The sequence below is a fragment of the Vreelandella sulfidaeris Esulfide1 genome (genome assembly GCF_054072535.1).
The window spans coordinates 3,147,058-3,171,252 of sequence record NZ_CM133364.1 but is presented as its reverse complement, the minus strand read 5'-3'; the positions used below and the strand labels follow the sequence as shown (position 1 = coordinate 3,171,252).

At 53.0% G+C, this 24,195-nt stretch carries 24 protein-coding genes; 12 read left to right on the top strand and 12 right to left on the bottom strand.

Annotated features, from left to right (window positions below; all coding sequences use genetic code 11):
* Nucleotides 1–6 precede the first annotated feature (6 nt).
* The 5 genes from ACW44H_RS14855 to ACW44H_RS14835 all read left to right on the top strand — a co-directional run bounded on the left by ACW44H_RS14855 (nt 7) and on the right by ACW44H_RS14835 (nt 3,681).
* A complete protein-coding gene (locus ACW44H_RS14855) occupies nt 7–354 on the top strand; it encodes a putative quinol monooxygenase (RefSeq protein WP_113269138.1) in 348 nt (115 codons plus the stop codon).
* A 61-nt stretch (nt 355–415) separates the two neighbouring features.
* A complete protein-coding gene (locus ACW44H_RS14850; RefSeq protein ID WP_113269139.1) occupies nt 416–883 on the top strand; it encodes an S-ribosylhomocysteine lyase in 468 nt (155 codons plus the stop codon).
* A 184-nt stretch (nt 884–1,067) separates the two neighbouring features.
* Nucleotides 1,068–1,685 carry a LysE family translocator gene (locus ACW44H_RS14845; RefSeq protein ID WP_457505302.1) on the top strand — a complete coding sequence of 206 codons (618 nt, stop codon included), beginning with the start codon at nt 1,068–1,070 and terminating at the stop codon, nt 1,683–1,685.
* A 98-nt stretch (nt 1,686–1,783) separates the two neighbouring features.
* Complete coding sequence (locus ACW44H_RS14840; RefSeq protein WP_457505301.1) at nt 1,784–2,821, top strand: CNNM domain-containing protein; 1,038 nt, start codon at nt 1,784–1,786, stop codon at nt 2,819–2,821.
* Nucleotides 2,822–3,030: 209 nt separating this feature from the next.
* Nucleotides 3,031–3,681, top strand: coding sequence for a peroxiredoxin (locus ACW44H_RS14835; protein WP_113269141.1), 651 nt, complete (start codon nt 3,031–3,033; stop codon nt 3,679–3,681).
* Nucleotides 3,682–3,736: 55 nt separating this feature from the next.
* On the opposite strand, the gene ACW44H_RS14830 is transcribed toward ACW44H_RS14835, so the two are convergent.
* The 5 genes from ACW44H_RS14830 to ACW44H_RS14810 form a co-directional block, all read right to left on the bottom strand.
* Nucleotides 3,737–3,988 (bottom strand): hypothetical protein, encoded by a 252-nt coding sequence (locus ACW44H_RS14830; RefSeq protein ID WP_457505300.1) that lies wholly within the window; start codon nt 3,986–3,988, stop codon nt 3,737–3,739.
* A gap of 16 nt (nt 3,989–4,004) precedes the next feature.
* Complete coding sequence (locus ACW44H_RS14825; protein WP_113271324.1) at nt 4,005–5,258, bottom strand: IS256 family transposase; 1,254 nt, start codon at nt 5,256–5,258, stop codon at nt 4,005–4,007.
* A gap of 38 nt (nt 5,259–5,296) precedes the next feature.
* Nucleotides 5,297–6,400 carry a methyl-accepting chemotaxis protein gene (locus ACW44H_RS14820; protein ID WP_457505298.1) on the bottom strand — a complete coding sequence of 368 codons (1,104 nt, stop codon included), beginning with the start codon at nt 6,398–6,400 and terminating at the stop codon, nt 5,297–5,299.
* Nucleotides 6,401–6,701: 301 nt separating this feature from the next.
* Nucleotides 6,702–7,721 carry a potassium channel family protein gene (locus ACW44H_RS14815; RefSeq protein ID WP_457505297.1) on the bottom strand — a complete coding sequence of 340 codons (1,020 nt, stop codon included), beginning with the start codon at nt 7,719–7,721 and terminating at the stop codon, nt 6,702–6,704.
* Nucleotides 7,722–7,765: 44 nt separating this feature from the next.
* Nucleotides 7,766–8,800 carry a sodium:calcium antiporter gene (locus ACW44H_RS14810; RefSeq protein WP_113269144.1) on the bottom strand — a complete coding sequence of 345 codons (1,035 nt, stop codon included), beginning with the start codon at nt 8,798–8,800 and terminating at the stop codon, nt 7,766–7,768.
* 320 nt (nt 8,801–9,120) lie between these two features.
* Between ACW44H_RS14810 and ACW44H_RS14805 the strand changes: the two genes are divergently transcribed.
* Complete coding sequence (locus ACW44H_RS14805) at nt 9,121–9,921, top strand: ZIP family metal transporter (RefSeq protein WP_241524582.1); 801 nt, start codon at nt 9,121–9,123, stop codon at nt 9,919–9,921.
* Nucleotides 9,922–9,928: 7 nt separating this feature from the next.
* On the opposite strand, the gene ACW44H_RS14800 is transcribed toward ACW44H_RS14805, so the two are convergent.
* The gene (locus ACW44H_RS14800) at nt 9,929–10,408 is read right to left on the bottom strand and encodes a MerR family transcriptional regulator (RefSeq protein ID WP_457505295.1); all 480 of its coding nucleotides are present in this window, start codon (nt 10,406–10,408) and stop codon (nt 9,929–9,931) included.
* 68 nt (nt 10,409–10,476) lie between these two features.
* Here ACW44H_RS14800 and ACW44H_RS14795 point away from each other — a divergent pair, with 68 nt between their 5' ends.
* The gene (locus tag ACW44H_RS14795; RefSeq protein ID WP_457505293.1) at nt 10,477–12,630 is read left to right on the top strand and encodes a heavy metal translocating P-type ATPase; all 2,154 of its coding nucleotides are present in this window, start codon (nt 10,477–10,479) and stop codon (nt 12,628–12,630) included.
* Between the two features lie 26 nt (nt 12,631–12,656).
* Here the strand turns inward: ACW44H_RS14795 and ACW44H_RS14790 are convergent, their stop codons facing one another.
* On the bottom strand, nt 12,657–13,670 hold the full coding sequence (locus ACW44H_RS14790; protein ID WP_457505291.1) for an isocitrate dehydrogenase: 1,014 nt from the start codon (nt 13,668–13,670) through the stop codon (nt 12,657–12,659).
* 588 nt (nt 13,671–14,258) lie between these two features.
* On the opposite strand from ACW44H_RS14790, the gene ACW44H_RS14785 reads away from it, so the two are divergent.
* The 3 genes from ACW44H_RS14785 (at nt 14,259) to cfa (ending at nt 17,961) form a co-directional block, all read left to right on the top strand.
* A complete protein-coding gene (locus ACW44H_RS14785) occupies nt 14,259–15,749 on the top strand; it encodes a SulP family inorganic anion transporter (protein WP_113269148.1) in 1,491 nt (496 codons plus the stop codon).
* Between the two features lie 19 nt (nt 15,750–15,768).
* Complete coding sequence (locus tag ACW44H_RS14780; RefSeq protein WP_457505289.1) at nt 15,769–16,626, top strand: universal stress protein; 858 nt, start codon at nt 15,769–15,771, stop codon at nt 16,624–16,626.
* 171 nt (nt 16,627–16,797) lie between these two features.
* The gene (gene cfa / locus ACW44H_RS14775; protein ID WP_457505287.1) at nt 16,798–17,961 is read left to right on the top strand and encodes a cyclopropane fatty acyl phospholipid synthase; all 1,164 of its coding nucleotides are present in this window, start codon (nt 16,798–16,800) and stop codon (nt 17,959–17,961) included.
* On the opposite strand, the gene ACW44H_RS14770 is transcribed toward cfa, so the two are convergent.
* From ACW44H_RS14770 to crcB, 3 genes are read right to left on the bottom strand one after another with little or no spacing between them, the layout of a single operon-like run.
* Nucleotides 17,954–18,919 (bottom strand): arsenic resistance protein, encoded by a 966-nt coding sequence (locus tag ACW44H_RS14770; protein ID WP_457505285.1) that lies wholly within the window; start codon nt 18,917–18,919, stop codon nt 17,954–17,956. The two genes, cfa and ACW44H_RS14770, sit on opposite strands and share 8 nt — an antisense overlap.
* A gap of 29 nt (nt 18,920–18,948) precedes the next feature.
* A complete protein-coding gene (locus ACW44H_RS14765; protein WP_457505283.1) occupies nt 18,949–19,335 on the bottom strand; it encodes a fluoride efflux transporter FluC in 387 nt (128 codons plus the stop codon).
* Nucleotides 19,332–19,718 carry a fluoride efflux transporter CrcB gene (gene crcB, locus ACW44H_RS14760; RefSeq protein ID WP_457505281.1) on the bottom strand — a complete coding sequence of 129 codons (387 nt, stop codon included), beginning with the start codon at nt 19,716–19,718 and terminating at the stop codon, nt 19,332–19,334. The genes ACW44H_RS14765 and crcB overlap by 4 nt, the downstream gene beginning before the upstream one ends.
* 166 nt (nt 19,719–19,884) lie before the next feature.
* On the opposite strand from crcB, the gene ACW44H_RS14755 reads away from it, so the two are divergent.
* Nucleotides 19,885–20,739, top strand: a complete 855-nt coding sequence (locus tag ACW44H_RS14755) for a universal stress protein (protein ID WP_457505280.1) — start codon at nt 19,885–19,887, stop codon at nt 20,737–20,739.
* Between the two features lie 34 nt (nt 20,740–20,773).
* Here the strand turns inward: ACW44H_RS14755 and ACW44H_RS14750 are convergent, their stop codons facing one another.
* A complete protein-coding gene (locus ACW44H_RS14750; RefSeq protein WP_457505279.1) occupies nt 20,774–21,970 on the bottom strand; it encodes an MFS transporter in 1,197 nt (398 codons plus the stop codon).
* Nucleotides 21,971–22,050: 80 nt separating this feature from the next.
* On the opposite strand from ACW44H_RS14750, the gene ACW44H_RS14745 reads away from it, so the two are divergent.
* Nucleotides 22,051–22,392 (top strand): TraR/DksA family transcriptional regulator, encoded by a 342-nt coding sequence (locus ACW44H_RS14745; RefSeq protein ID WP_113269156.1) that lies wholly within the window; start codon nt 22,051–22,053, stop codon nt 22,390–22,392.
* 18 nt (nt 22,393–22,410) lie between these two features.
* Here ACW44H_RS14745 and ACW44H_RS14740 read toward each other — a convergent pair whose 3' ends face one another.
* Entirely contained in the window at nt 22,411–24,096 is a 1,686-nt protein-coding gene (locus tag ACW44H_RS14740) for a 2-isopropylmalate synthase (RefSeq protein ID WP_457505277.1), read from the bottom strand.
* Nucleotides 24,097–24,195: the final 99 nt, after the last annotated feature.

Sequence of the window (24,195 nt, the reverse complement as noted above, 5' to 3'; positions counted from 1 at the left end):
ATGAGCATGTCAGAAAAAATTTACTGCGTTGCTGGCTTTAAACCCAAGCCAGGCAAAGAAGAAGCAGTGTTTAAAGCGCTTCAGTCACTTGAGCCGAATTCCCATCGTGAAGATGCATGTATTCATTACACCGTGACACGTCAAATTGATAACCCTTACGCACAAGGCACAGGTTACCCGATTGTTTTTCATGAAATCTGGGCCAGTCGTGAAGAGTTTGAAGCGCACTGTCAACGCAAAGAGATTCAAGACTTCTTCGCCAAACACGTTGAATCGCCCGATGGCGATATTGAAGATGCTAACGTGTGCGTTTACACCGATGAGCCATGGAATTTTGACGCGCCCAAGGTATAACCCTAGCGTGTAGAATAGGCCAACTAGCTAAACGAAAAGCGACACGGAAAAAGGAGCCAACATGACCGATAAAAAGATGAACGTCGAGAGCTTTAACCTGGATCACACCAAGGTAAAAGCCCCGTACGTGCGTTTAGCCGACATCAAAGAAGGCCAGCATGGCGACCGCATTCACAAATACGACCTGCGGATCTGCCAGCCCAATAAAGACCACATGGAAATGCCGGCGCTGCACTCGCTTGAGCATTTGATGGCCGAGCTGTCGCGCAATCATACCGATAAAGTGGTCGATATCAGCCCCATGGGCTGCCAAACCGGCTTCTATATTGCGATGATTAACCACGACGACTATAACGACGTGCTGACCATCATCGAACAAACCTTGAACGATGTACTCGTCGCGACCGAAGTGCCCGCCTGCAACGAAATGCAGTGCGGCTGGGCCGCTAGCCACAGCCTGGAAGGTGCCCAGGAACTGGCCCGTAATCTGCTGGCCAAGCGCAGCGAGTGGACCGAGGTATTCGCTTAAGCGTTCTGTAACCGTACGAACGTAGCAAGCCAAACGCCTCCTGGATGATAGGTAATCCAGCGAGGCGTTTTTAATGGCATTACTGCAACAAAATGAAAAAACAACACAATAGAAACCAACGAATGCTAAGCGCTCACTAAAGCTGGGTGGCTAGCACAACAGTCGCATTTTCCACGGGCGAGGCATGAATATGTTGTTGGATACGTGGCTTTTATACTTGATTGCCTGCATTGGCCTCTCGCTTTCGCCAGGGCCAAACGGGTTGTTGGCGCTGACCCACGGCGCGCTCCATGGTAGTCGCAAAACGCTGTTCACTATCGTCGGCGGTGCCACAGGCTTCATGCTGATTATTGCCCTATGTATGTTTGGCATTGGCGCGCTGCTCAAGACATCGGTCGTTTGGCTGACGGTATTAAAATGGTTGGGTGGGGCCTATCTTGTCTGGCTGGGTATTCAGGTATGGCGCTCGCCGCCCATTACCGGTGAGATCGATGTTAATGCAAGCCGAGCGAGCGGCTGGCAGCTTTATCGTCAGGGCGTTCTGGCATCGGTTACCAACCCCAAGGTGCTGCTGTTTTTCAGCGCTTTTCTGCCTCAGTTTATCGACCCACAGCGTAACCTGGTGGTGCAGTTTTTCGTCCTAGCAGGCACTTTTATCGTGATCGAATGTGCTGTGGAAGGCTTACTTGCCAAGTTGGCCAACCGAATTCGCCATTGGTTAAAGCGCGTCGGCCGAGGATTCAACCGCACCTGTGGCGGCATCTTCATCGCCATTGGCACCGCGTTGCCGCTTAGGACGTAAATACAGTTAACGGAGTCGGCGAGTGCGCGATAGATAACCATTGACTTCCTTATCTGGTGCCCCTATAAACCAGAGACAACCCATCACTCTAGGCCCTCATGTTTCTCTTAATCACGATTGCTACCCTTTCAATCGCGTTCTCGTTCTTATGTTCCATCCTTGAAGCAGCGCTTCTTTCGATCACGCCTAGTTATATTGCTAAGCAGAAAGAAGATAATCCTAAGTTGCACGCCTCGCTTAAGCACTTAAAAGCTAATATCGACCGGCCACTTGCGGCTATTTTGACGCTCAACACTATCGCTCATACCGTCGGGGCAACTGCGGTAGGTGCCCAAGCGGCAGTGGTGTTTGGCGAGGCCTCTATTGCCATTGTCTCGGCGGTCATGACGATGCTGATTCTGATCCTGTCGGAGATTATTCCCAAGACTATTGGCGCGACGTATTGGCGTGGGTTGTCCCCGTTTTTGCCACGCTTTTTAAAACCGATGATCATTGGCTTGCTGCCTTTTATCTGGATGTCAGAGCAGATCACCCGCCGCCTGGGTAAGTCAGAGCACGATGTCGACCTGCGTGATGAAATTAAAGTGCTAGCTCGTGTAGGTCTGGAAGAAAAAGTGCTGGACGCGGACGAGTCACGCACCATTATCAATATGCTCAACTTGCACGATATCCTGGTGAGCAAGGCCATGACGCCCCGTACGGTTTGTATCACGGTGCTGCCCGATATGACCGTGGCAGAGTTTGATGAGCAGTATGGCAAAGCACCCTTTACGCGTTTCCCGGTAATGGATAACGGCGAGCAAGCGTTTGGCTATGTACATAAAGCCGATATGTACCATGCAGACGATGCCAAAACGATGCGCGAACTGATGCACCCGATTGGTAGCGTGGACATCTCTCACAATGTTGAGCAAGTGTTTACTTCGATGCTTAAAGATCACTTGCATATGCGTGTGATATACGACGAACACGGCACCTTTGTGGGCCTGATTACGCTTGAAGACATCATCGAAACCATTCTCGGCCAAGATATTGTCGATGAAACTGATAATGTCGCTAATTTGCGCCACTACGCGAAGCAGCAGTGGTTAAAGCGCGTTAAGCGGGAAGATAAGGACGCCAAAACAGGTGAGTAATCCCTAAGAAGAGGGGCTCTGTTTTTTGGGTCTAAAACGGCGCCTTCGGGCGCCGTTCTGCTTTCTGATAGCCAGGCTTTTATACGCGCTTGGCGACGAGAGTGAACATTGTCCCACCACTGGCTGTCTTAGTACTGAATGATCTATAGTGAGGGTGTTGTAAGTCATATAAGGTATTAGGGTATTCAATGCCCATTAAGGAGGAAAGCATGTCATTACGTATCAATGCAGTCGTGCCTGATTTTGAAGCCGAGACTAGCCAAGGGCCTATACGGTTTCATGACTGGATTGGCGATAGCTGGGCAATTCTGTTTTCGCATCCCAAAGACTTCACACCGGTATGCACCACCGAGTTTGGCGCCGTTGCCACCCTTAGCGACGAGTGGAAAAAACGCGGTACCAAGGTGATCGGTGTATCGGTAGACGGCGTGGAAGACCACAAACGCTGGGGCACGGACATTAAAAACGTATGCGGTAGCGATGTTAATTTCCCTATCATTGCTGACGATAGTCTGACTGTTTCCAAGCTCTTCGATATGCTGCCTGAAGACGCCTACTTACCTGATGGTCGCACGCCAGCAGATAGCGCGACGGTTCGCTCGGTATTTATTATCGGGCCGGATAAGCAGTTGAAGCTTTCGATGACTTACCCCATGACCGTGGGGCGTAACTTTGCTGAAATTCTACGCGCCCTGGATGCGCTGCAAACCACGGCAAAACACGGCGTTGCTACCCCGGCCGACTGGATGGTAGGCCAAGATGTGATTATTCCGCCCAGTGTCTCTAATGAAGATGCTAAGCAGAAATATGGCGAATACGAAACAGTTCTGCCGTATTTGCGCAAAACACCGCTACGTTAAGGCAGTATCGGTAAGCATCAAAGCCAGTACTTAAAGTGCTGGCTTTTTTATTGGCTCATCGTGGGGATTCCAGCGCTAATTGCTCAATTGAACTTGAAACATTTCGGGCCCCGGTGAGTATCTCGTTCACGATAGTCTCAATTTCGCCTACGCTGGTTTGGCTCGATTTCCCTTGCTCGACTACCTGCTGCATAGAATGGGTTGTACGTTCTACTAGTGCACTATTCTCTTTAAGCACCTGGGTAATTTCTGCAACGGCTTCGCTTGAGCCTTTGGCTAAACGACGCACTTCATGAGTTATAGTCAAATCTGGTGGATGGCGGTCAGGCGGCAGTCCTGTCTGACTGATCGGTTACTTGCTCTCCATCCTGGAACCGGACGTTGTTCACGACCAGTTCCAGCTTGCTGAACCCCTTGATGCGCTTCCAGCGCTTCTCGGCGCTCTGGAGCAGCTTGAAGACCATCGCCAGGGTCGTCGCTCTGGAGCCGCAGTTCCGGCTGCGCTTGCTCCGCAGGCGGACCGTGGCGAAGGTCGACTCAATCGGGTTGGTGGTGCGGATATGCACCCAGTGCTCTGCCGGGTAGTCGTAGAACGCCAGCAGTTCCTCCCGATCCTTGGCCAGGCACGCCATCGCCTTGGGGTACTTGGCCTCGAAGCGTTTCAGCGTGCGATCGAAGGCCTTGTGCGCCTCGTCGCGGGTCTCGGCCATCCAGATGTCATGCAGGTCGGCCTTGACCTTGGGCTGTACTGACTTTGGCAGCTTGTTCAGCACGTTAGCCGTCTTGTGAACCCAGCAGCGCTGATGGTCGGTCTCCGGGTAAATCTTGCTCAGGGCCGCCCAGAACCCCATGGCGCCGTCGCCCACCGCCAGCTTGGGAGCCTGGGTCAGGCCGCGTTCTCGCAGGCCTGTCAGCAGGGTCTTCCAGCTGTCCGCCGACTCGCGGAAGCCGTCCTCGACGGCCACCAACTCCTTGCGGCCCTGCTCGGTGACCCCGATGATCACCAGCAGGCACAGGCGGTCATCCATGCGCACGTTGCTGTACACCCCGTCGGCCCACCAGTAGACGTAGCGACGGTCTGACAGGTCCCGCTTTCGCCACTCGGTATGCTCGTCCTCCCACTGCTTCTTGAGCCGTGACACAGTGTTGGCCGACAGACCCTTGGCCTGGTCGCCCAGCAGTGCCGCCAGCGCCTCCTGGTAGTCGCCAGTGGAGATCCCCTTCAGGTAGAGCCAAGGGATCAACTCCTCGATGCTGCGGGCTCGCTTCAGATAGGGCGGCAGCAGGCTGCTGTTGAAGCGAGCGCCACCGCCACTGCGGTCACGCACCTTGGGCACCTGCACGCTGACATCCCCGATCCCGGTCTGGACCGTGCGCTCGGGCAGGTAGCCGTTGCGGACCACGGCCTGGCGTCCATCGTCGAGCCGCTGATCGGCATACTGCGCCAGAAAGGTGGCCAACTCGGCCTCGACGGCCTTGGCGATCAGGTCACGGGCACCTTGGCGCAGCAGCTCGTGCAGCGGGTCAGCGACCTGGGGTTCTGGTTGTGAAAGAGTCCGGAGGGTAGAATCGGCCATGGCGTATCCACTCGTGTTGGTTGAGATCTTGGTCGTGATCAATCAACAGGATACGCCACCCTTCCTACCTCCTCCCATACACCAGACTTGAGCTTAACTCGCACTTCATTGGCGACTACCGCGAACCCTCGGCCTTGTTCGCCTGCCCGCGCTGCTTCTACAGCAGCATTAAGAGATAGCAGATTGGTTTGATTGGCAATTTGTGCAATCGATTCTGTAATGCTATTGATGCTTTTCGCCTGTTGATTAAGCGCGGCGATTAACTGCTGCGCTTCTGCTAACGTTTGCGCCGCTTGTTTAGAGTCCTGCATAACGCGCTGTAAATGGCTAAGTCCATTCTGTGCAATCTGTTCTGTTTGAGAAGACGTACTTTGGGCGTTCGTGACGGCACGTGTCGCTGAATTAGCTGCTTCAACAGAGCGAGTAATATCGGTGGCAAATTTAACGACTTTGACCACATTGCCATGGCTATCACGGATGGGATTATAGGTAGCCTCAAGCCAGACGCTGTCACCACGAGAATTTATCCGTTCAAACTTACCTTGCATGTACTCGCCCTGGGCAAGGCGTTCCCAGAAGTTTGGGTTGGTTTGGAAGAAGTCGGTAGGGCAAAACATTTGGTGATGTGCGCCTGTAATTTCTTCATTGCGATAACCCATCGTGCGCTCAAAATTTGGATTAGCATTAAGAATGTCACCGCTTGGGGTAAATTCTATTACCGCCATGGAGCTATCGAGTGCTTCTAATACGGCATTTTTGCGCTCTGCCTCCTGGTGGGCTGCCGTTATATCATTAGCAATTTTAAGTATTGAAATGACGCTGCCGCGCCGATTTTTTATCGGCAAGTAGGTAGCTTCTAGCCAGATATCGCTACCCTGAGCATTTATACGCCTAAAAGTGCCTTGGCGGCTTTCACCGCTAGCAAGAGCACGCCAAAAATCCTGATATGCCTGAGTGGCTGTCTCAGCGACATCACAAAACATGCGGTGATGTTGGCCGGCAATCTCCTTAAGCGTGTATCCCATGGTCTTTAAAAAGGGAGGGCTCGCTTCTTTAATCATGCCAGCGGGTGTGAAGGAAATACAGGCCATGTGTTGCATCAGGGCGCTATGGTGAGATGAAAAACGCTGAATGGTTAACATTTATCCCTTTTCTCTTTGGTATAGGTTTTGTATAGATATAAGGGTAAATGAATTTTGGTATGAAAGCACTTTTTTGTACCAAAGCAGTACAGGTGGCTTTATTTAATTAACAACGGATGAGTTTATAGCTGCCGCTGAGCGGTGCGGTGATTAGGTAAGAGAGGCTAGCGATGTAGCCATTGACGAGAGGGGGAGAGGAGGCGCGGGCTTAGCAACATTGCTCACGCTAAACGCGAGCAATGAGCTTGGTATTACGGGTTAGCAATTTTAAGACGGCGAGTGCGCTACGCTTTATTCTTTTTTACTCTTGCTCTGTTTGCCAAACGTTCTTCCAGTCCCAGCCATCCTTCTGGACGTAAGCTACCAATATTTTCTGGTAGGGCAGCGACGCTAAATAGTCGTGCATTTCAGTACTCGATTTATCAAACCCTGGTAATTCAGCATATCCGTTAAGCTCAGGAATGTGAGGAATATTATGGTTAGGCTGGATAAAGGTGCCGCCGAGTGTGTCAAGAAATTGCTCAAGTGCCCTTTGGAAGATTGATAACTGTTCACGGGTAGTGGTATCTAGCTTTGGACTGGCAAAGTAGACAAGGGAGATGGCTTGATAAAGCCTTGCGATCGCTAGCGAAAGCGCTTTGCTGCTCGACTCACTATGGTAATAGTGCAGGATTGGATAGGCTAAATGCTGCTGGCCTAGCGTACTAATTGATTGTTGTAACGGCTGGAGTTGGCTTACTAACGTTGCAAATTTTCCATCATCGTTAGTAGCGGCGATTATTTGCCTTGGGTCCCTTCCCAGTGCGTTGATAGACAAGGCTGTTTGGCGTTTCTGAATAACATTTGTGATGATATTGAGAATATAAGTAATAGACAGGGTAAAAAGAAAAAAACCATTAGCAGCTGCAATGACGGGGGGAGTTCGCCAACCATCAGTGCCTGGGACATAGTCACCATAGCCCAGCGTCGTGAGGGTATAGCCCGTATAGTAGGCGCGTTCAATTAAGCTAGCGGTGGCCTTTGTAGTGGACACCACCACTGCCTGTGGTGCACTACAAAATAGCAAAAACCAACCCAGCCAAGCGACAAGAAACCATGTCATCAGTAATGTCACGGTTATCCATGGACCCACAGAGGACAGCATGGCATGGCTTTTTTGCCGACGGTGAATACCCAACAGAACAAACCATAAGCCACTCACCAACCGGTTGGTGAGTGGGCCGCCTGAGCTGGACACCGATAGCGTGGTGCGAATGGCGTCGTACACCACCAGCAAAATGAGTAAGACCCCCACCATCCCTGCTAACGTACTTCCAATCACGGTTAACGCTCCTTTCTTATACAACTTCGCTGCCTTGCGAGCTATTAGTTCACCATTAGCATGGCTATTCCTACTAGGTATAGGCCGATTATTGCCATGCTTTCAAAGCCAATGCGGCCAGGTCCTTGTTCTTGTCGCTGTAATAATCCCAGCATCAGCACCCCAGTCATTAGTACTGAAATGGAAACCCACAACATTACATGATCGGGCGTTGCGTGATAAATAGAGCCGCCTCGATAAGCCACATCTGACGCGGCGGCAAACAGTGTGTCAAATGCATTACCGCCAATAATACCGGCGACCGCCAACGTTAATGCCCCCCGGCGCACGGCCGCGACGGTTGTTACCAACTCAGGCAGCGATGTTGCTATCGAGGTCATCAGCACACCGACGGCAGCTTGGCTAAGCCCCGTTTCTTCCGCGATAACCGTAGCGCTGCGTTCAAGCAGCCAGCCGGTAAAGCCAATGGTAAAAGCAAGGCCCAGAAATATGAGCCATAGCCGCATCAATGTCAGCTTTCCTGGTGTCTCATCGGGCTGGTCTTCACGCGTTTCACGGGTTCTAGCGGGGCTCCACATAGGATGCTGCTGGGAACTCCTAACCAGCCGTAAGCCGAATAAGTAAGCAATAAATAACAGTGGCGTAATAGGGTGTACGTGCCAGATTGTCCACTCAGGAGCAAAACGCCCTACCATCAATAGACTAAGCAAACATAATAGTAGAGCCGCCTGAATTATGTTTCCCAACGAGGCTGCCGCGTGTTCTAAATTGGCACGTCGATGCGCCATATCGGCAATGGTTAAAAATAGAGTCTGAACTGCAATGCCGCCCAGAGCATTGCTCATCGCGAGTTCAGGCTTATCGGTCCAGGCTGCGGTGACAGATACCACAATGCCTGATAGGGAGGTAGCCATCCCAAGTAAGACAGCGCCCGCAATGGCCTCGCCTAGACCAGTACGGTCGGCGAGGTCGTCGACAATCCCCGCTAGCCGGGTACCGATGATGCCGATGACAACGGCGCAAAAGCTGAACAGGGCGAAAGCGACCGTGAGAGAAATATCATTAAGTGATGTGAGCATCAAGTTACCCCAGTTAGGAAATATCGTCTCGACATACCGTTGTGGTTGAAGTAGTTCATCACAACGTAGTCTAAGACGATAAGCTTCACGACTCGGATTGTCGGTTTCGTTTTGCTGGGCCAAACCGTCACGGCTACTTTAAAACTCTCTAGCGTGGCGTTAAGAGACAGGTTGATCCCTAGGGTAAGTGCCTTTGGCGCATGGACTTAGCTCATGTCCATGAAGGCCGTCGTTATTTATTCATTAGGTATTAGTGCGTTAAAGTACGCGTTGGTACTGCGTTAGACTACGCTGTGTCTTTCTCTATCTATGCTTTTTAAATGCTAACCGAGTTTATGTTGTCCATGGAAAATACGTTGTTATTAGGTTTTTTGGGCAGCTTAACTGCCGGGTTACTTACCGCTGTGGGCGCACTGCCCGTGCTGCTTGGTAAAGCACCCAGCCGAGGGTTTCGCGATCTAGCGCTGGGTTTTGCTGCAGGTGTTATGCTGGCGGCATCGTTCTTCTCGCTGATTATTCCAGCGCTTGATGCCGCGGAAATTTATTATGCGGGTGGCCCGGTACCCGCCGCGATTGTCTGCGCGGCTATTTTGTTGGGCATGGGGGCGATTGCGCTGCTTAATGAATATCTTCCCCATGAGCATTTCACACAGGGCCGCGAGGGGCCGGAAGCCGCCTCACTGCGTCGTGTCTGGCTGTTTGTGTTTGCCATTGCTATTCACAACCTGCCGGAAGGCATGGCAGTTGGTGTTGGCTTTGGTGCCAATGGGTTAGAGGGCGGTATGCCACTGGCGATCGGTATTGGTCTCCAGAATATTCCGGAAGGGCTGGCCGTTGCGGTTGCCTTAATGGGAGAGGGTTATTCAAAGTGGCGTTCCTGGTCGATTGCCGCCTTAACCGGACTAATCGAGCCTATCGGAGGCCTGTTCGGCGCTAGTATTGTCAGTGTCTCTCAGATATTGCTGCCATGGGGGATGGCATTTGCTGCAGGCGCCATGCTCTATGTGATCAGCCACGAAATCATCCCCGAAACCCACCGCTGCGGGCATCAGAAAAAAGCCACCTTCGGCCTGGCGATGGGGCTGGTCATCATGCTCTTCCTGGATGTATGGCTGGGTTAAGCAAGCGTTAGCGCAATACATCCGCGCCGCCATGGGGGCCTGCTTGATGGCAAAGGCGATGATCGCTGAGCACGTCAATAATATGGCAATGGCCAATATTGCCTCCGGCACACTGGTTAATCATTCGCTGAAGCTCATCGCGCACTGCGGTGAGCCGTGCGAGTCTGGCCTCAACTTCAGCAAGATGATGCTTTGCCAATGCGTCTACCTCGCCGCAGGGCATGGCGGGGTGATCCGCCATTTGTAAAAGCTCTCGTACAGCCTCAACTGAAAAACCAAAATCTCGCGCATGGCGAATAAACGTCAAGCGACGGATAGCCGAGGCCGTATAGCGCCGTTGGTTGCCTTCATTACGCGGCGCTGCAGGCAGTAAGCCAATGCGTTCGTAATAGCGCACCGTTTCTGGTTTGCAGCCTGATTCGCGTGCCAGTTCGCCAATGCCAATATAGCGCTCAGTGCTAGTGGGCTGCGGGGGATTCTCTTTCATCGCTTGAACCTCTAGTCGCTACAGGTATTACGCTGTCGCTAAGATAGACGAACTTGGAGCTCTATGCGATGAGTAACACAACATCCACAACGGCTGCGCCGACGACCTTGCGCGTGCAGGGCATGGACTGCGGCGGCTGCGAACGTAAAGTTGAATCCGCGCTAACGCGCTTAAGCCACGTTGAGCACGTTTCCGCGAGTTCCGTCACGGGCTCCGTGCGGTTAACAGCACCGCCTGGGAAAACACTACAGCGTGCTGAAATTGAGTCGACCATCAATGCGTTGGGCTATCAGGTAATTGATGAGTCGGTGGCCACGCCTGGCGCGAAGGAATCTGCCCCATGGTGGCGTACGCCTAAAGGGCGTTTAGTGCTTGTCAGTGGGACGCTGCTGGCATTGGCCTGGGCGCTTAAATTTGCTTGGCCTAGCCTGGGAACTTGGCCGTTTGTCGCCGCGACAGTGGTTGGCCTTGTGCCGATTGTTCAGCGTGCTGGGCAGGCGCTTAAGATGGGTAATCCTTTCACCATCGAAATGCTGATGAGTATTGCCGCCCTGGGGGCGCTTGCCATTAACGCAGCCGCCGAGGCCGCGGTAGTGGTGTTCCTATTTGCGGTGGGCGAAATGCTGGAAGGGGTCGCCGCTGCTCAGGCGCGCCGGAGTATCTCAGCGCTTTCCAAGCTAACACCCTCAACCGCACGGTTATTGGAACAGGGCGAACCCCGCGAAGTTGCCGCTGCTTCGCTTGTGCCCGGCCAGCGGGTACAGGTGCGCCCCGGCGACCGATTGCCCTGTGATGGCAACATTATTGCCGGTCACTCTTCAATCGATGAGTCTCCCGTTAATGGCGAATCGGTGCCACGGGAGAAAGCAGAAGGCGAGGCGGTGTTTGCCGGTACCGTTAATCTCGATGGCGTGCTTGAGGTGGAGGTGACCCGCAGCGCTGAAAACAACACCATTGCCCGTGTGATTCAACTGGTGGAAGAAGCTCAGGCGGCGAAAGCACCGGTCGCGCGCTTTATTGACCGCTTTGCATTTTACTATATGCCAGCGGTGGTTGGGGTGGCGCTGTTGGTTGCTGTCGTACCGCCGCTGGTGTCGACGATGCTGTGGTCAGAATCCATCTACCGCGCGTTGGCGCTACTGCTGATTGCTTGCCCCTGTGCGCTGGTAATCTCGACCCCCGCGGCGGTTGCTGCCGGGTTATCGGTAGGTGCTCGGCATGGCCTATTAATGAAAGGCGGGGCGGTATTAGAGCAGTTAGGTAAGCTCAAACGCGTCGCCTTGGATAAAACCGGTACGCTGACGGCGGGCACCCCCGCGGTCACTGAGGTGGAGAGTCTGGCCGATGACAGTAGTGCCGCCGATGTATTGCGGCTTGCCGCTGCCCTCGAACAGGGGGCAAGTCACCCGCTCGCCATCGCGATTAGTGACTATGCTCGCCAACAGATGGGGGAAAAGATTCCGACAGTGCAAGGTGCTCGAGCATTAGCAGGGCAGGGCGTTGCCGGGCAGGTGGAAGGACGTGAGTTAATCCTGGTGAGCCCACGCTACTTGCAGCGCTTCTCCCAGCGCTCTGATGAGGTGGAAGCACGCATTGCCACGCTGGAAGCGCAGGGCAAAAGTTTAGCGGTGCTGATAGAGGGAGAGCGTCCTTTGGGACTCATCGCATTACGCGATGAGCCGCGTGAAGATGCTCGCAGGGGCCTCCAAGCGTTAGAGCGCTTGGGCGTACAAGCCATCATGCTCAGTGGAGACAATGCCCGCAGTGTGGCTGTCATCGCCGAACGACTGGAGATTGAAGCGGAAGGCGAGCTGATGCCGGAAGATAAAGCGCAGCGCGTGCGCCAATGGCAAGCACAAGGACTTGGCCCAATAGGCAAAGTAGGCGATGGCATTAATGATGCCCCAGCGCTCGCAGCGGCAGAAGTGGGCATCGCGATGGGCAGTGGCACCGATGTGGCACTTGAAACTGCCGATGCCGCGCTGCTTAAAAACCGGGTAAGCGGGATTGCCGAAATGATCGCCCTCTCTCGGGTGACCATGCGCAACGTTAAAACCAACGTGGCGCTGGCGCTTGGCTTTAAGGCACTATTTTTGGTCTCTACCGCGCTGGGAATAACGGGGATGTGGGTCGCCGTAATGGCCGACACTGGGGCGACCGTGCTGGTCACCCTCAATGCATTGCACTTATTGCGTTACCGCTTTAACGACATTGGAGCGTAGTTGAGCGCAAGCGCCGTTACCCTTGGTTATCCTTGCACATACTCCACTAACGCCTGGGCAAAGGAATCGGTGCTGCCGGTTCCGCCCATATCCGGGGTGACCATGTCGCGGCGGGTTTCCAGCACGGTACGAATACCCTGACGGATTGCGTCGCCTTTTTCGTTCATGCTCAGGTGGTCCAGCATTTGTGCGGCGGCTAGCAGCAAGGCGCAAGGGTTGGCGATGTTTTTACCTTCGATATCCGGTGCTGAACCGTGGACGGCTTCAAAAATCGCCGCTTTTTCCCCGATGTTCGCTCCAGGAGCCAGGCCCAAGCCGCCGACTAATCCAGCGCATAGGTCAGAGAGAATATCGCCAAACAGGTTGGTAGTGACCACGACATCAAACTGGTGTGGGTTCATCACCAGCTGCATGCAGGCGTTATCGACGATCATCTCCTGGAATTCGATCTCGGGGTACTCTTTAGCTATTTCACGCGCAACGTCCAAAAACAGCCCTGAGCTGGTTTTGATGATATTGGCTTTGTGTACCGCGGTGACCTTTTTGCGGCCATTGTTTTTAGCCAACTCAAAAGCATAGCGCACAATACGCTCGGACCCTTTGCGGGTGACTTTGATGACCGAAATGCCGGTATTGCCGTCGTCAATCATCTCCTGACCGTCGGAAAGATAGGCGCCTTCGGTGTTTTCGCGCACGGTGATCATATCGATGTCGTCGTAGCGCGATTTAGTGCCGGGGAAGCTAATAGCGGGGCGCACGTTGGCGTAAAGATCAAAGTGACGGCGCAACTGTACGTTAATTGAGGAGAAGCCCTTGCCAATCGGCGTCGTGAGGGGGCCTTTAAGCGCAATGCCGTATTTTTCAATGGCATCCAGCGATTCCTGGGGAATCAGCGTGCCATGCTTTTCAAGGGCGCCTAAGCCAGCATCAATATGCTGGTACGTTAAGCCACAATCTAGCGCGTCAAGGACACGCAGCGTGGCATCCATGATTTCAGGGCCGATGCCGTCGCCCTTGATGACTGCAATAGATTGGCTCATGTGCTACTCCTCTTTTAGCGTAAGGCTTATTCGGCACTTATCTTCAAAATAAAAAAAGTACCGCTTCAACGTGAAAAGTTGGGAATCAATGTCTCATTTGGTGGCGCAATGGTACGTTAAAAATGAACCTGTGGTCACTCTGCCTAAAGTAGTGGTTGATTGCCTAGTGGGTGGGCCTCGTTGGCAGCATAAGACGTTGGGTGCAATGCGCCAGGTTTGCTGGTAGGATACGTCACTTTGCCGCACCTGGACTTTCTGCAAAAGGTTTTCTGTAAAAGAATCTCTGCCAATGACTGCATCTACACATCTTTTTTCAGGGTTGATGACTCCACCCTAACCAGACGCCCCCTCCTTTAAAAGGTGCTGATAGCGCTTTCACTGTGCTGTCATCGCTTTCTGGTATTTAGTTCTTCAGTGCTGGGTTTCCTAGTACGTGAACGTAGCAGTACCTAACGCTAGCTCTCCACTATTTAAAAACAACAAGCTGATTATCCCAGCGTGCCAATGTGTTGGCGGTGCTGCCCTTTGTTGGCTGCGCTGTTAGACCGCTTTTGGCTTATCGTTAACCCAAAATCATGGACCCATCGCATGTACGAAAAGTTTAAACAATCTTGGCTTTCCAACCTCAAGGGCGACGCCCTTGCGGGGATTGTCGTGGCCCTTGCGCTAATTCCCGAAGCCATCGCGTTCTCAATTATTGCCGGTGTTGACCCTAAGGTCGGCCTTTACGCCTCGTTTGCTATCTGTGTGATTATCGCCTTTACCGGCGGCCGCTCCGGCATGATTTCCGCAGCAACGGGCGCCATGGCGCTATTGATGATTACGCTGGTGAGAGAGCACGGTTTAGAATACCTGCTGGCCGCCACGCTGCTTACCGGTGTGCTACAGATTGTGGCAGGTTATCTAAAGCTTGCTGAGCTGATGCGCTTCGTATCGCGTTCGGTGGTCACAGGCTTCGTTAACGCCTTGGCCATTCTTATTTTTATGGCCCAGCTACCTGAATTAACCGACGTTACCTGGCATGTATACGCCATGACCATTGCGGGCTTAGCTATTATTTATGGCTTTCCCTATGTGCCAGTCATAGGCAAAGCGATCCCTTCGCCACTGGTATGTATTGTTGTACTCACCGCCGTGTACATGCTGACCGGCATGGAGATCCGAAGCGTTGGTGATATGGGTGAACTACCCGATAGCCTACCGATGTTTTTGTGGCCCGATGTGCCTCTGAACTTCGAAACCCTGATGATTATCCTGCCTTATTCACTAATGCTGACAGTGGTAGGCCTGCTTGAGTCGATGATGACCGCAACGATCATCGATGATCTCACTGATACCAAAAGCGATAAAAACCGCGAGTGTAAAGGCCAGGGCATTGCCAATATCGGTGCTGGTTTAATTGGCGGTATGGCGGGCTGCGCCATGATTGGTCAATCAGTGATCAATATTAAATCCGGCGGTCGTCGTCGTACTTCTACCTTAATTGCCGGTATTGCGCTGCTGTTGATGGTGGTCTTCCTGGCGGATTGGGTCTCGCAGATACCGATGGCGGCATTGGTAGCGGTAATGATTATGGTATCGATCGGTACCTTTAGCTGGGAGTCGATTCGCGACCTGAAGAAACACCCGTTAAGCACCAATATCGTTATGGTGGCGACAGTTGTCGTGACTGTGGGTACTCACAACCTGGCGATTGGCGTCTTTGTTGGTGTGCTGCTGGCGGCGATGTTCTTTGCCAACAAAGTCGGCAATATTATGTATATCGGCTCCAAAGAAATCGAACCGGGTAAAGAGCGTGAATACGAAGTCGTTGGTCAGGTATTTTTTGCCTCATCCGAGCGATTTATCGGCGCTTTTGACTTCAAAGAGAGTATCGATAAAGTCACCATCAACCTTTCCCGTGCACACTTCTGGGACATTACCGCCGTACAGGCCTTGGATCGCGTGGTGATTAAATTCCGCCGTGAAGGTACCGAGGTAGAAATGGTGGGCTTGAGCGAAGCCAGCGCAACGGTGGTGGATCGTTATGCGGTTCATAACGACCCCGAAGCGGTTGAAAAGTTGATGGGCGGCCACTAACTAACGCAAGGAGCGCAACATGACAGATCAGGTATTAGCCGCTATTGACGGCTCCCAGTTTTCCGAAGGCGTCTGCGATTATGCCGCCTGGGCAAGCTTGGCCATGGCTGCACCGTTAACCTTTGTGCATGTGGTCGACAATCATTCCGAAGCCCCCGAAGAGCAGAATCTTTCCGGTAATCTGCACTTCGGTGCCCGCGAAAGACTGATGAAAGAGCTTTCTGAGCTTGATGAGCAACGTGCGAAGGTAAACCGCGAGCAGGGCAAGCTAATGTTGGAAGCTGCCAAAGCACGGGCGATAGAAGATGGGGTCAGCGATCCCATCACTCGCCAGCGCAACGGTGCTCTGGTTGAAACGTTAGTAGAGCTTGAAAAAGACGTACGCTTGCTGGTGGTAGGTAAGCGCGGTGAAACCGCTCACCAAGCCAGTGGCCATCTTGGCTCTAATTTAGAGCGGGTGGTGCGTGAAATGCACCGCCCGATCCTGATGGTGCCGAAAACCTTCAAGCGTCCTGAAAAAATATTAATGGCTTTTGATGGCAGTAAAACCGCCCGTAAAGGTGTGGAAATGCTGGCCCGTTCACCGCTGTTTGCAGGCACAGAGTGTCATGTGTTGATTGTGGGGGCAGAAACGGCGGAACACCGCTCCGAGCTTGAGTGGGCGCTAAGTACGTTGCGCGAAGCGGGCCATCAAGCCGAGGGCGCTATTCGTGCTGGCGAGGTGGACGAGGCTCTACAAGCCTATGAAAAAGAGCACGGCATTGACCTGCTTGTGATGGGCGCCTACGGACACTCGCGTATTCGCCACTTGCTGGTAGGTAGTACAACCACGGCCATGCTACGTGGTAGTCGAATTCCTGTTTTGATACTGCGGTAACGATACTTGTGTTGCTTTTAAGCCGGCCTCCTCAAACTGAGAAGGCCGGTTTTTTTGTACTTAACCGGCGTTAAAGACGTTCATTTAACTAAGCTAATGTTGCCATGCGGTTCTATGCTAATAGGCAGGTTGTTTCTTATCCACTCATTGGAAAAGTGCGGGGAGCCTGCCTTGAATATGCCGATCTTAGAAAGAGCTGTCCCTGTTGGGTTCGATGAAGCCTCTCCTTCCCATCGTTTTGTCGTCGAGTTGCTGGCTCAAGCCGATATTCAACTGGATGGTCGTCGGCCCTGGGACATACAGCTAAAAGTACCCGGCGTTATCGATAGCGCCCTTTCGCGAGGTAACCTAGGGCTTGGCGAAAGCTATATGAGAGGGGAGTGGGACGCTGAACAGCTGGACGAACTGTTTTATCGATTGATGCGTGCCCAGCTCGGGCAGCGTATCAAGCCTACTCAGTTGATGTATTACTCATTACGTTCGCGTCTGCTGAACCGTCAAACGATTAAGCGCGCATGGGAAGTGGGCGAAAAGCATTACGATCTGGGCAATGATTTTTATGCAGCCATGCTTGATCAGCGTATGACATACACCTGTGGTTACTGGAAAGATGCCAAAACTCTTGATCAAGCCCAGGAAGCAAAGCTGGATCTCATCTGCCGCAAACTGGAGCTAAAACCCGGCATGCGGGTGCTGGATATCGGCTGTGGTTGGGGCAGTTTTATGGCCTACGCTGCCGAGCAATACGGTGTTGAATGCGTAGGTCTTACCATCTCGAAAGAGCAAGCAGAGTTTGGACAACGGCTGATTAAAAAAGGCTTGCCGGTTGAGTTTCGGTTACAGGATTACCGCAATGAGCATGAACGGTTTGACCGTATTGTCAGCATCGGTATGTTCGAGCACGTCGGGCATAAAAACTATCGTGAATTCATGACCGTGGCCAACCGCTGCTTAAAAGATGACGGGCTATTTTTGTTACATACCATTGGAAAAAACCTGAGTAATACAGTCACCGACCCATGGATTGATAAGTACATTTTTCCCAATGGGGAGCTGCCCACGTTAGGCAAAATCATGGATGCCGCTGAAGCGCTTTTCGTCGTAGAGGATGTGCATAATTTTGGGGCGGATTACGATCGGACGCTGATGGCTTGGTATCGTAATTTCGAGGCTCACTGGCCAACCTTTAAAGCCCAGTATGGCGAGCGTTTTTATCGCATGTGGTGCTACTACTTATTAAGTTGCGCTGGTGCTTTCCGAGCCAGGGAAATCCATCTTTGGCAGTTGGTGATGAGCAAGCAAGGTGTGCTTGGGGGCTATCACCGCGTTAGTTAACAGCGCGCTCTGGTAACAATTTGCCGGGCACCCAGCGTAAGAAAGCCACCATGCCGAAGAGCTCTACCAGTGATTGGAAAACAATCACCACCACCGCTGGTTGCCACGCGCTGGGCAGCGTCAATGCAATAGGCAGCATCACAAAGGAGTTGCGCGTGCCAAAGCTAAAGGCCAGGGTTCTGGCGCTACTGGGTGGCAGTACAAACAGCTTGCCGAGCCCTTTACCCAGTAGTGCAGCGAAAATTAAGAAACCCACGAAAATAAAGACGACCTGAGCCAATACGTCGCTAAGACCGAACACTGCGTTGACCTGAGAAGTGGCAATTATAAACACCACTAACGCCAATAACGGAACTGGCAGTAGTCCCATAGAGGTAACGCTGCGTGTAATCACTCGGTGACGTTGGGCAAGGTACTCGGTCAGCCAAGCGAGTATTAATGGCGTGAGAATAAGCCCTGTGAACGCAATCAGCAGCTCTATAGAAAACGTTAGCTGAAACCACTCACTGCCTAAAAATAGCCACATATAAATAGGTAGCGCAACCATCTGCACTAACAGCAATAAGGGCGTGGCAGCAACCGCCCTGGCACTATCGCCTTTGCCTAAGTGCGTGAAGGTGATAAACCAATCGGTGCAGGGTACCAGCAGTACCAGTAAAATACCTGCCATCACCGCCGGGGCAAGCGGAAGCCATATAACGGTTAGCGCTAAAAAGGCGGGTATGGCAATAAAGTTACCCACCATTAGCGCTGCCATAAAGCGGCTATCTTTAAAGCTTGTCGCAATACGCAGTAAGGGAATTTGAGTAAAAGTAGTGTAAAGCAGCACCGCTAACAAAGGCCATACTAGCTGTTCTAGCCGCTTAGCAAATTCCGGCGCCCAAGCGCCTAACGCTAACCCCAAACTAATGGATATCAGATAAAGCCAAGACTGATGCTTTTCCATCTGGTCGCGCATATTGGCTCGTCCTTTGACTGACGGTTTTGCTAACGAGAAAGCGCCATGCGTTCACCCACCAAGGCGGCGCCCAGCCAAAGCGGCAGGCTGAACACGATATACACCAGCGCCATTGCTGGTTTACCCACCTGCACCAGATACAGCGTCTCTAAGCTAAACAGCGAAAAGGTGGTAAATCCGCCGCAAAACCCGGCGACCAGTAACGGTTGCAAGCGCGCGAGTGGGCTGTGAGGTGCGCGCGAGAGGGTGGCAGCCAACCAGCCGATTAAACAAGAACCCAGTACATTGACGATGAGTGTTCCCCAAGGAAAATAGCCGCCCAGTGCCGCTTGCGATAACAGCGAAACGCCGTAACGTAGAACGCTGCCCACACCGCTGCCGATACCCACCGCAAGGTACGCTTTCCAGGCACTCATAAGCTCGCTCCTGACAATAGCCAACCAAGCGTCACCATGGCGAGGCCCAAAAGCAATGTGACGCCAATATTAATGCTGGCGCGCAACGTTTGGCCGTTCTGCCATAGTTCTATGGTTTGTAAGCTAAAAGAGGAAACGGTGGTGTAGCCGCCCAGCAAACCAGTCACCGTAAACAGCCATAAAGAGGAAGGAGCGCTGGCTATGCCTAGGCTGCCCAGTAGCCACCCGGCGAGAAAGGCGCCGCTGGCGTTAACCGCCAGGGTTCCCCAGGGAAAGGCCTTGCCTAAATAGCGGGCGAGTAAATTTGATACCGCAAACCGTCCCATGCCGCCTATCGCGCCGCCTATTGCGACTAACAGTACGTTTATTAGGCCATACTCCATGCCGTTACCTCAGGCGCCCACTTCAATAGGCCGCTAAGTGTAGCATGCGGTCATACGAAGGATAGAAGTTGGATCAAGTACGTTTTAGGGTGTCACGCGTCAATGAGTTCGTGTAGAAAAGGAGGAGAATATAACAATAATGCACCCGCTCAAGGAGAGGTAACTCATGTCAGATCGCGTGTTGGCCGCTATTGATAGCTCACAGTTTTCAGAAGGCGTTTGTGATTATGCGGTCTGGGCCGCTAAAGCGCTAAATGCTCCACTCAGCTTTATTCATACCGTGGATAACCATGCTCAGCTCGCCGAGCCCGACTTAACCGGAAACTTAGGATTAGGTACTCGGGAGCACCTGTTGGAAAAACTTTCTGACATTGAAGAGCAGCACGCAAAAGTTTCCCGTGAGCGAGGCCGCCTGTTGCTAAACACCGCCAAAGAGCGAGCGATTAACGCTGGCATTGCTGACCCGCAATGCTTACAGCGCAACGGCACCCTGGTGGAAACACTGGTCGAGAATGAAAAAGAAGTGCGCTTGCTGGTAGTGGGTAAGCGTGGGGAGAAGGCGCATCAGGCAAGCGGGCATTTGGGGGCCAACCTTGAGCGTGTGGTAAGGGAAATACACCGGCCGATTCTGATGGTGCCTAAACAGTTTACGGCGCCGCACAACGTGTTGATGGCGTTCGATGGCAGCAACACTGCGCGTAAAGGTGTGGAAATGCTGGCCAAGAGCCCTCTGTTTGAAGGCGCCACCTGCCACGTAGTGATTGTGGGCGCGGAAACGGCTGAAAACCGCTCTCAGTTAAACTGGGCACTGGAAACCTTACGCGAAGCCGGGCACACCGCCGAAGGGGCTATTCGCGCGGGCGAAGTGGAAGAGACGCTGCGAACCTATAAGCAGGAGCATAGTATCGATATGCTGGTAATGGGCGCCTATGGCCACTCCCGCATTCGTCACCTATTGGTTGGCAGCACTACCACGGCAATGCTACGTAAAGCCCAGTTGCCGGTATTAATTTTGCGCTGAGCCTTCTTGAGCGCTCATTTTCATTGCTTGCTATTTATTGCTCGGCCGTGCTGTTGGCGGCTTCACGCAGCACGCGCTGGGCCAATAGCCAACCGGCAATGATAAACACCAACATGCCAAATAAAAGCGTATAAAAGGGCGCTCCTGCGCCAAGGGCTAACCCCAGTACCGCAGGCGCAATGCCGGTGGAGAACACCATGGACGCGCTAAGGGCTGAGCGAACCTTGCCAAGATGCTCAGCCCCCCACAGCTTGATCAACAGGCCAGAGGCAATAAGTTCCTGGGCGCCCATGGCCAACCCGCCACCGACCATTAACCCCCAAACGCTGATATTGCCGCCGAAGGTTAACGCCATCACCATAGCGAAGGCGTAGGGCAATAAGTAAAGACGCGCTAGCTTCGCGGGCCCCCATTTATCGACCCAACGGCCGCCTAGTAACGCCCCCGGCAGCTTGGCGATCCCCATGCCGGTCAGCGCCAGTGCATAAATCGTCAGCGAACTGTCGAGTGCTTCGGTTAGCTGCGCTTGATAAATAAACAGACCTGTCATGGTGATAGGCAAGGACATTAACAGAGGCAGCAACAACCAAAAGCGTTTATCACGAAAGGGGCGAGGGCCGTGGGGTGTTTGTTTGGTTGGTTTAACGCCCGGTGCACTGGGCCAGGGGGCTTTCATTAACAGCCACAGCCAGGGAAGTGCAATAGTGCCGCACAGCAGCCACCAAAAAGTTTGCCAACTGCTCCAGATAAGCGCCGCCGCTACCAATGGGGGTAGCAGCGCTTCGCCTAGTGGAATGCCTAGATTAGCCAGCCCAATGGCACGGCCGCGCATGGTGGAAAACTCACGAGCGGCGAGCGTGTTGCCCAAGTGGGTCAACATACCCTGGCCGCATAGCCGCACTATGCCAAGGCCGACTATCCCCAGCCACCACCAGGGCGATAAGGTAAGCAGCACAACGCCGGTTAATAGCAGCGACAATATGATTGCTGCGAAACGCCGTGGGTTGATCCAGTCAATGGAGGGTCCAAAGCGCAGCATGCAAAAACCCGCTATCAGCGTAACCACAGCATAAGCGGTGCCAAACTGGCCGACACTAAGCCCCAGGTGGTCTGAAAGGGGGGCTTGAAAAAGGCCAATAAAGTAGCTCTGCCCAAGGCTTGAGCTAAACATCGCTAGAAAAGCGATACTGAGTACGCTGCGGTGATCGCGCAGCAGGGTGCGATAGCCCATCGAATAATCCCTTACGCGATCAAACAAATTAGTAGGTTAACGATTGTTGGTAAATGATTGTAGGCCAACTGGAGACGCAGATGAATCACCCTGAGGTGGATATAGCCGTTATCCGTGAGAAACTGCTAACACTCGACACCACGCTTCGCGAGGAGAGCGCCAACAGTGAAGACTCCCGGGATACGGTGATGTTGGATCAAACGTCGGTGGGTCGGCTGTCGCGTATGGATGCGCTGCAGGGGCAGGCGATGGCCAAAGCAGGTGAGCAGCGCCGTCAGCTAAAGCTGAAGCAGATTACCGCTGCCCTACAACGCATCGAGAGTGAAAGCTTTGGCGAGTGTATCGAGTGCGGCGAATGGATTGGAGCCAAACGCCTCACTTGGGACCCGTTAGTGCTGAAATGCATTGAGTGTGCCGATTAGCCCCAAAATCCTGGAAGCTTACGCTTCGACAGCAGCCTCTTTCTGCTGGTGCTGTTCAGTTGCCTGGGCTGCGTTAATGCCGGATAGCAGCGCCTTAAGCGATGCACTCACGGTGTCGCTATCCTCGGCCACCGCGCAGAGTCGCTGGCCATCGATATTGAGCTGCACAAAGGCAATCGCATTGGCCTCACTGCTGGCACCGAGGGAGTGCTCGCTGTAATCAATAATCCCTACACTGCTGCCAGAATGGCGTTGCCACGCGTCGGTAAACGCGGACATCGCGCCGTTGCCCTTGCCAGACAGGTGAAGCAACTCATCGCCCTGTTGTAGCGTGACTTCAATGCCTTCCTGCTTTCCTTTGGAGAGCTGGTAATCGATCAGTGATAAGGGCACTTCCTGGGTGAAATTATTGAACATTACTTGGCGAATCATTTCGCTTGAAAGCTCACTGGCGCGCTTTTCGCTCTCTTGCTGCACGTAAGGCGCCAAGGCCAGCATCATCCAGCGCGGTAGATTAATGCCGTAGTCGCGCTCAAGCAGGAAGGCCATGCCGCCTTTGCCAGACTGGCTATTGACGCGAATCACCGCCTGATAATCGCGCCCGATATCGTGCGGGTCGATGGGTAAATAGGCTACTTGCCATGGCTCGCCGGCTTTTTGATGCTTGAGCGATTTGCGAATCGCATCCTGGTGGCTGCCTGAGAAGGCGGTATAGACCATTTCGCCTACCCAGGGGTGGCGCGGATGCATAGCAATACCGGTGCACTCATTAACCACTTGAATGATTTCATCGGGGTTGGACAGATCAAGCTCGGGGTCGATGCCTTGGCTGTAGAGATTCATCGCCAATGTGACGATATCCATGTTGCCCGTGCGCTCACCATTGCCCAGCAGGGTGCCTTCTACCCGCTCGGCACCGGCCAGCAAGGCGAGTTCAGCAGAAGCCACCGCACCACCACGATCGTTGTGCGTATGTACCGAGATAATCACACTGTCGCGGCGGCTAATATGCTGGCAGAAGTACTCAATCTGGTCAGCGTGATGGTGCGGCCCAGCCACTTCTACTGTGGTCGGCAGGTTGAGGATGCATTTGTTGTCCGGCGTTGGCTGCCACACATCCATTACTGCTTCGCAGATCTCCAGCGAAAAATCGATCTCAGTGCTGGAAAAACTTTCCGGGGTGTACTCGAAACACCATTCGATCTCGGGGTATTGGTCAGCGTAGGTCTTGACCCAGGTCGCCCCCTGTACCGCGATATCAATAATGCCAGCACGATCCATCTCAAACACTCGCTCGCGCTGAATGGTGGAGGTGGAGTTATACAGGTGAACAATGGCGCGCTTGGCGCCTACCAGCGAGGCAAAGGTCTTTTCAATCAGATGTTCACGACACTGCACCAGTACGGCAATCGTGACGTCTTCGGGAATTTGGTCCTCTTCGATCAGCCAGCGTACGAAGTCATAGTCGGGTTGGCTGGCCGAGGGAAATCCAACCATCACTTCCTTAATGCCCACTTTCACGATCTGATGCCAGAAGCGCTGTTTTTGCTCAACGGTCATCGGCTCTAGTAACGCCTGGTTGCCGTCGCGTAGGTCTTCGCTCACCCAGATCGGGGCGCGATCAAGATCACGATCCGGCCATTGGCGATTGAAAGCGGGGACACGGGGCGCAGGGCGATATTTGCGATGATCGAAAGCAGGCATAGCGGTGTTCCTAAAGTAGAGGTCTTACAGAAAATAGCGGCTTCCAGAACATAGTGACGTTATGGAGATCGGCTGCTTGTGGCGGCCGTATTGATAATT

Bases quoted from the DNA above. Each gene is read 5' to 3' on its own strand.
- ACW44H_RS14855 (WP_113269138.1), top strand. From the start codon at position 7: ATGTCAGAAAAAATTTACTGCGTTGCTGGCTTTAAACCCAAGCCAGGC.
- ACW44H_RS14850 (WP_113269139.1), top strand. From the start codon at position 416: ATGACCGATAAAAAGATGAACGTCGAGAGCTTTAACCTGGATCACACC.
- ACW44H_RS14845 (WP_457505302.1), top strand. From the start codon at position 1,068: ATGAATATGTTGTTGGATACGTGGCTTTTATACTTGATTGCCTGCATT.
- ACW44H_RS14840 (WP_457505301.1), top strand. From the start codon at position 1,784: ATGTTTCTCTTAATCACGATTGCTACCCTTTCAATCGCGTTCTCGTTC.
- ACW44H_RS14835 (WP_113269141.1), top strand. From the start codon at position 3,031: ATGTCATTACGTATCAATGCAGTCGTGCCTGATTTTGAAGCCGAGACT.
- ACW44H_RS14825 (WP_113271324.1), bottom strand. From the start codon at position 5,258: ATGGCCGATTCTACCCTCCGGACTCTTTCACAACCAGAACCCCAGGTC.
- ACW44H_RS14820 (WP_457505298.1), bottom strand. From the start codon at position 6,400: ATGTTAACCATTCAGCGTTTTTCATCTCACCATAGCGCCCTGATGCAA.
- ACW44H_RS14810 (WP_113269144.1), bottom strand. From the start codon at position 8,800: ATGCTCACATCACTTAATGATATTTCTCTCACGGTCGCTTTCGCCCTG.
- ACW44H_RS14805 (WP_241524582.1), top strand. From the start codon at position 9,121: ATGCTAACCGAGTTTATGTTGTCCATGGAAAATACGTTGTTATTAGGT.
- ACW44H_RS14800 (WP_457505295.1), bottom strand. From the start codon at position 10,408: ATGAAAGAGAATCCCCCGCAGCCCACTAGCACTGAGCGCTATATTGGC.
- ACW44H_RS14795 (WP_457505293.1), top strand. From the start codon at position 10,477: ATGAGTAACACAACATCCACAACGGCTGCGCCGACGACCTTGCGCGTG.
- ACW44H_RS14790 (WP_457505291.1), bottom strand. From the start codon at position 13,670: ATGAGCCAATCTATTGCAGTCATCAAGGGCGACGGCATCGGCCCTGAA.
- ACW44H_RS14785 (WP_113269148.1), top strand. From the start codon at position 14,259: ATGTACGAAAAGTTTAAACAATCTTGGCTTTCCAACCTCAAGGGCGAC.
- ACW44H_RS14780 (WP_457505289.1), top strand. From the start codon at position 15,769: ATGACAGATCAGGTATTAGCCGCTATTGACGGCTCCCAGTTTTCCGAA.
- ACW44H_RS14770 (WP_457505285.1), bottom strand. From the start codon at position 18,919: ATGCGCGACCAGATGGAAAAGCATCAGTCTTGGCTTTATCTGATATCC.
- ACW44H_RS14765 (WP_457505283.1), bottom strand. From the start codon at position 19,335: ATGAGTGCCTGGAAAGCGTACCTTGCGGTGGGTATCGGCAGCGGTGTG.
- crcB (WP_457505281.1), bottom strand. From the start codon at position 19,718: ATGGAGTATGGCCTAATAAACGTACTGTTAGTCGCAATAGGCGGCGCG.
- ACW44H_RS14755 (WP_457505280.1), top strand. From the start codon at position 19,885: ATGTCAGATCGCGTGTTGGCCGCTATTGATAGCTCACAGTTTTCAGAA.
- ACW44H_RS14750 (WP_457505279.1), bottom strand. From the start codon at position 21,970: ATGGGCTATCGCACCCTGCTGCGCGATCACCGCAGCGTACTCAGTATC.
- ACW44H_RS14745 (WP_113269156.1), top strand. From the start codon at position 22,051: ATGAATCACCCTGAGGTGGATATAGCCGTTATCCGTGAGAAACTGCTA.
- ACW44H_RS14740 (WP_457505277.1), bottom strand. From the start codon at position 24,096: ATGCCTGCTTTCGATCATCGCAAATATCGCCCTGCGCCCCGTGTCCCC.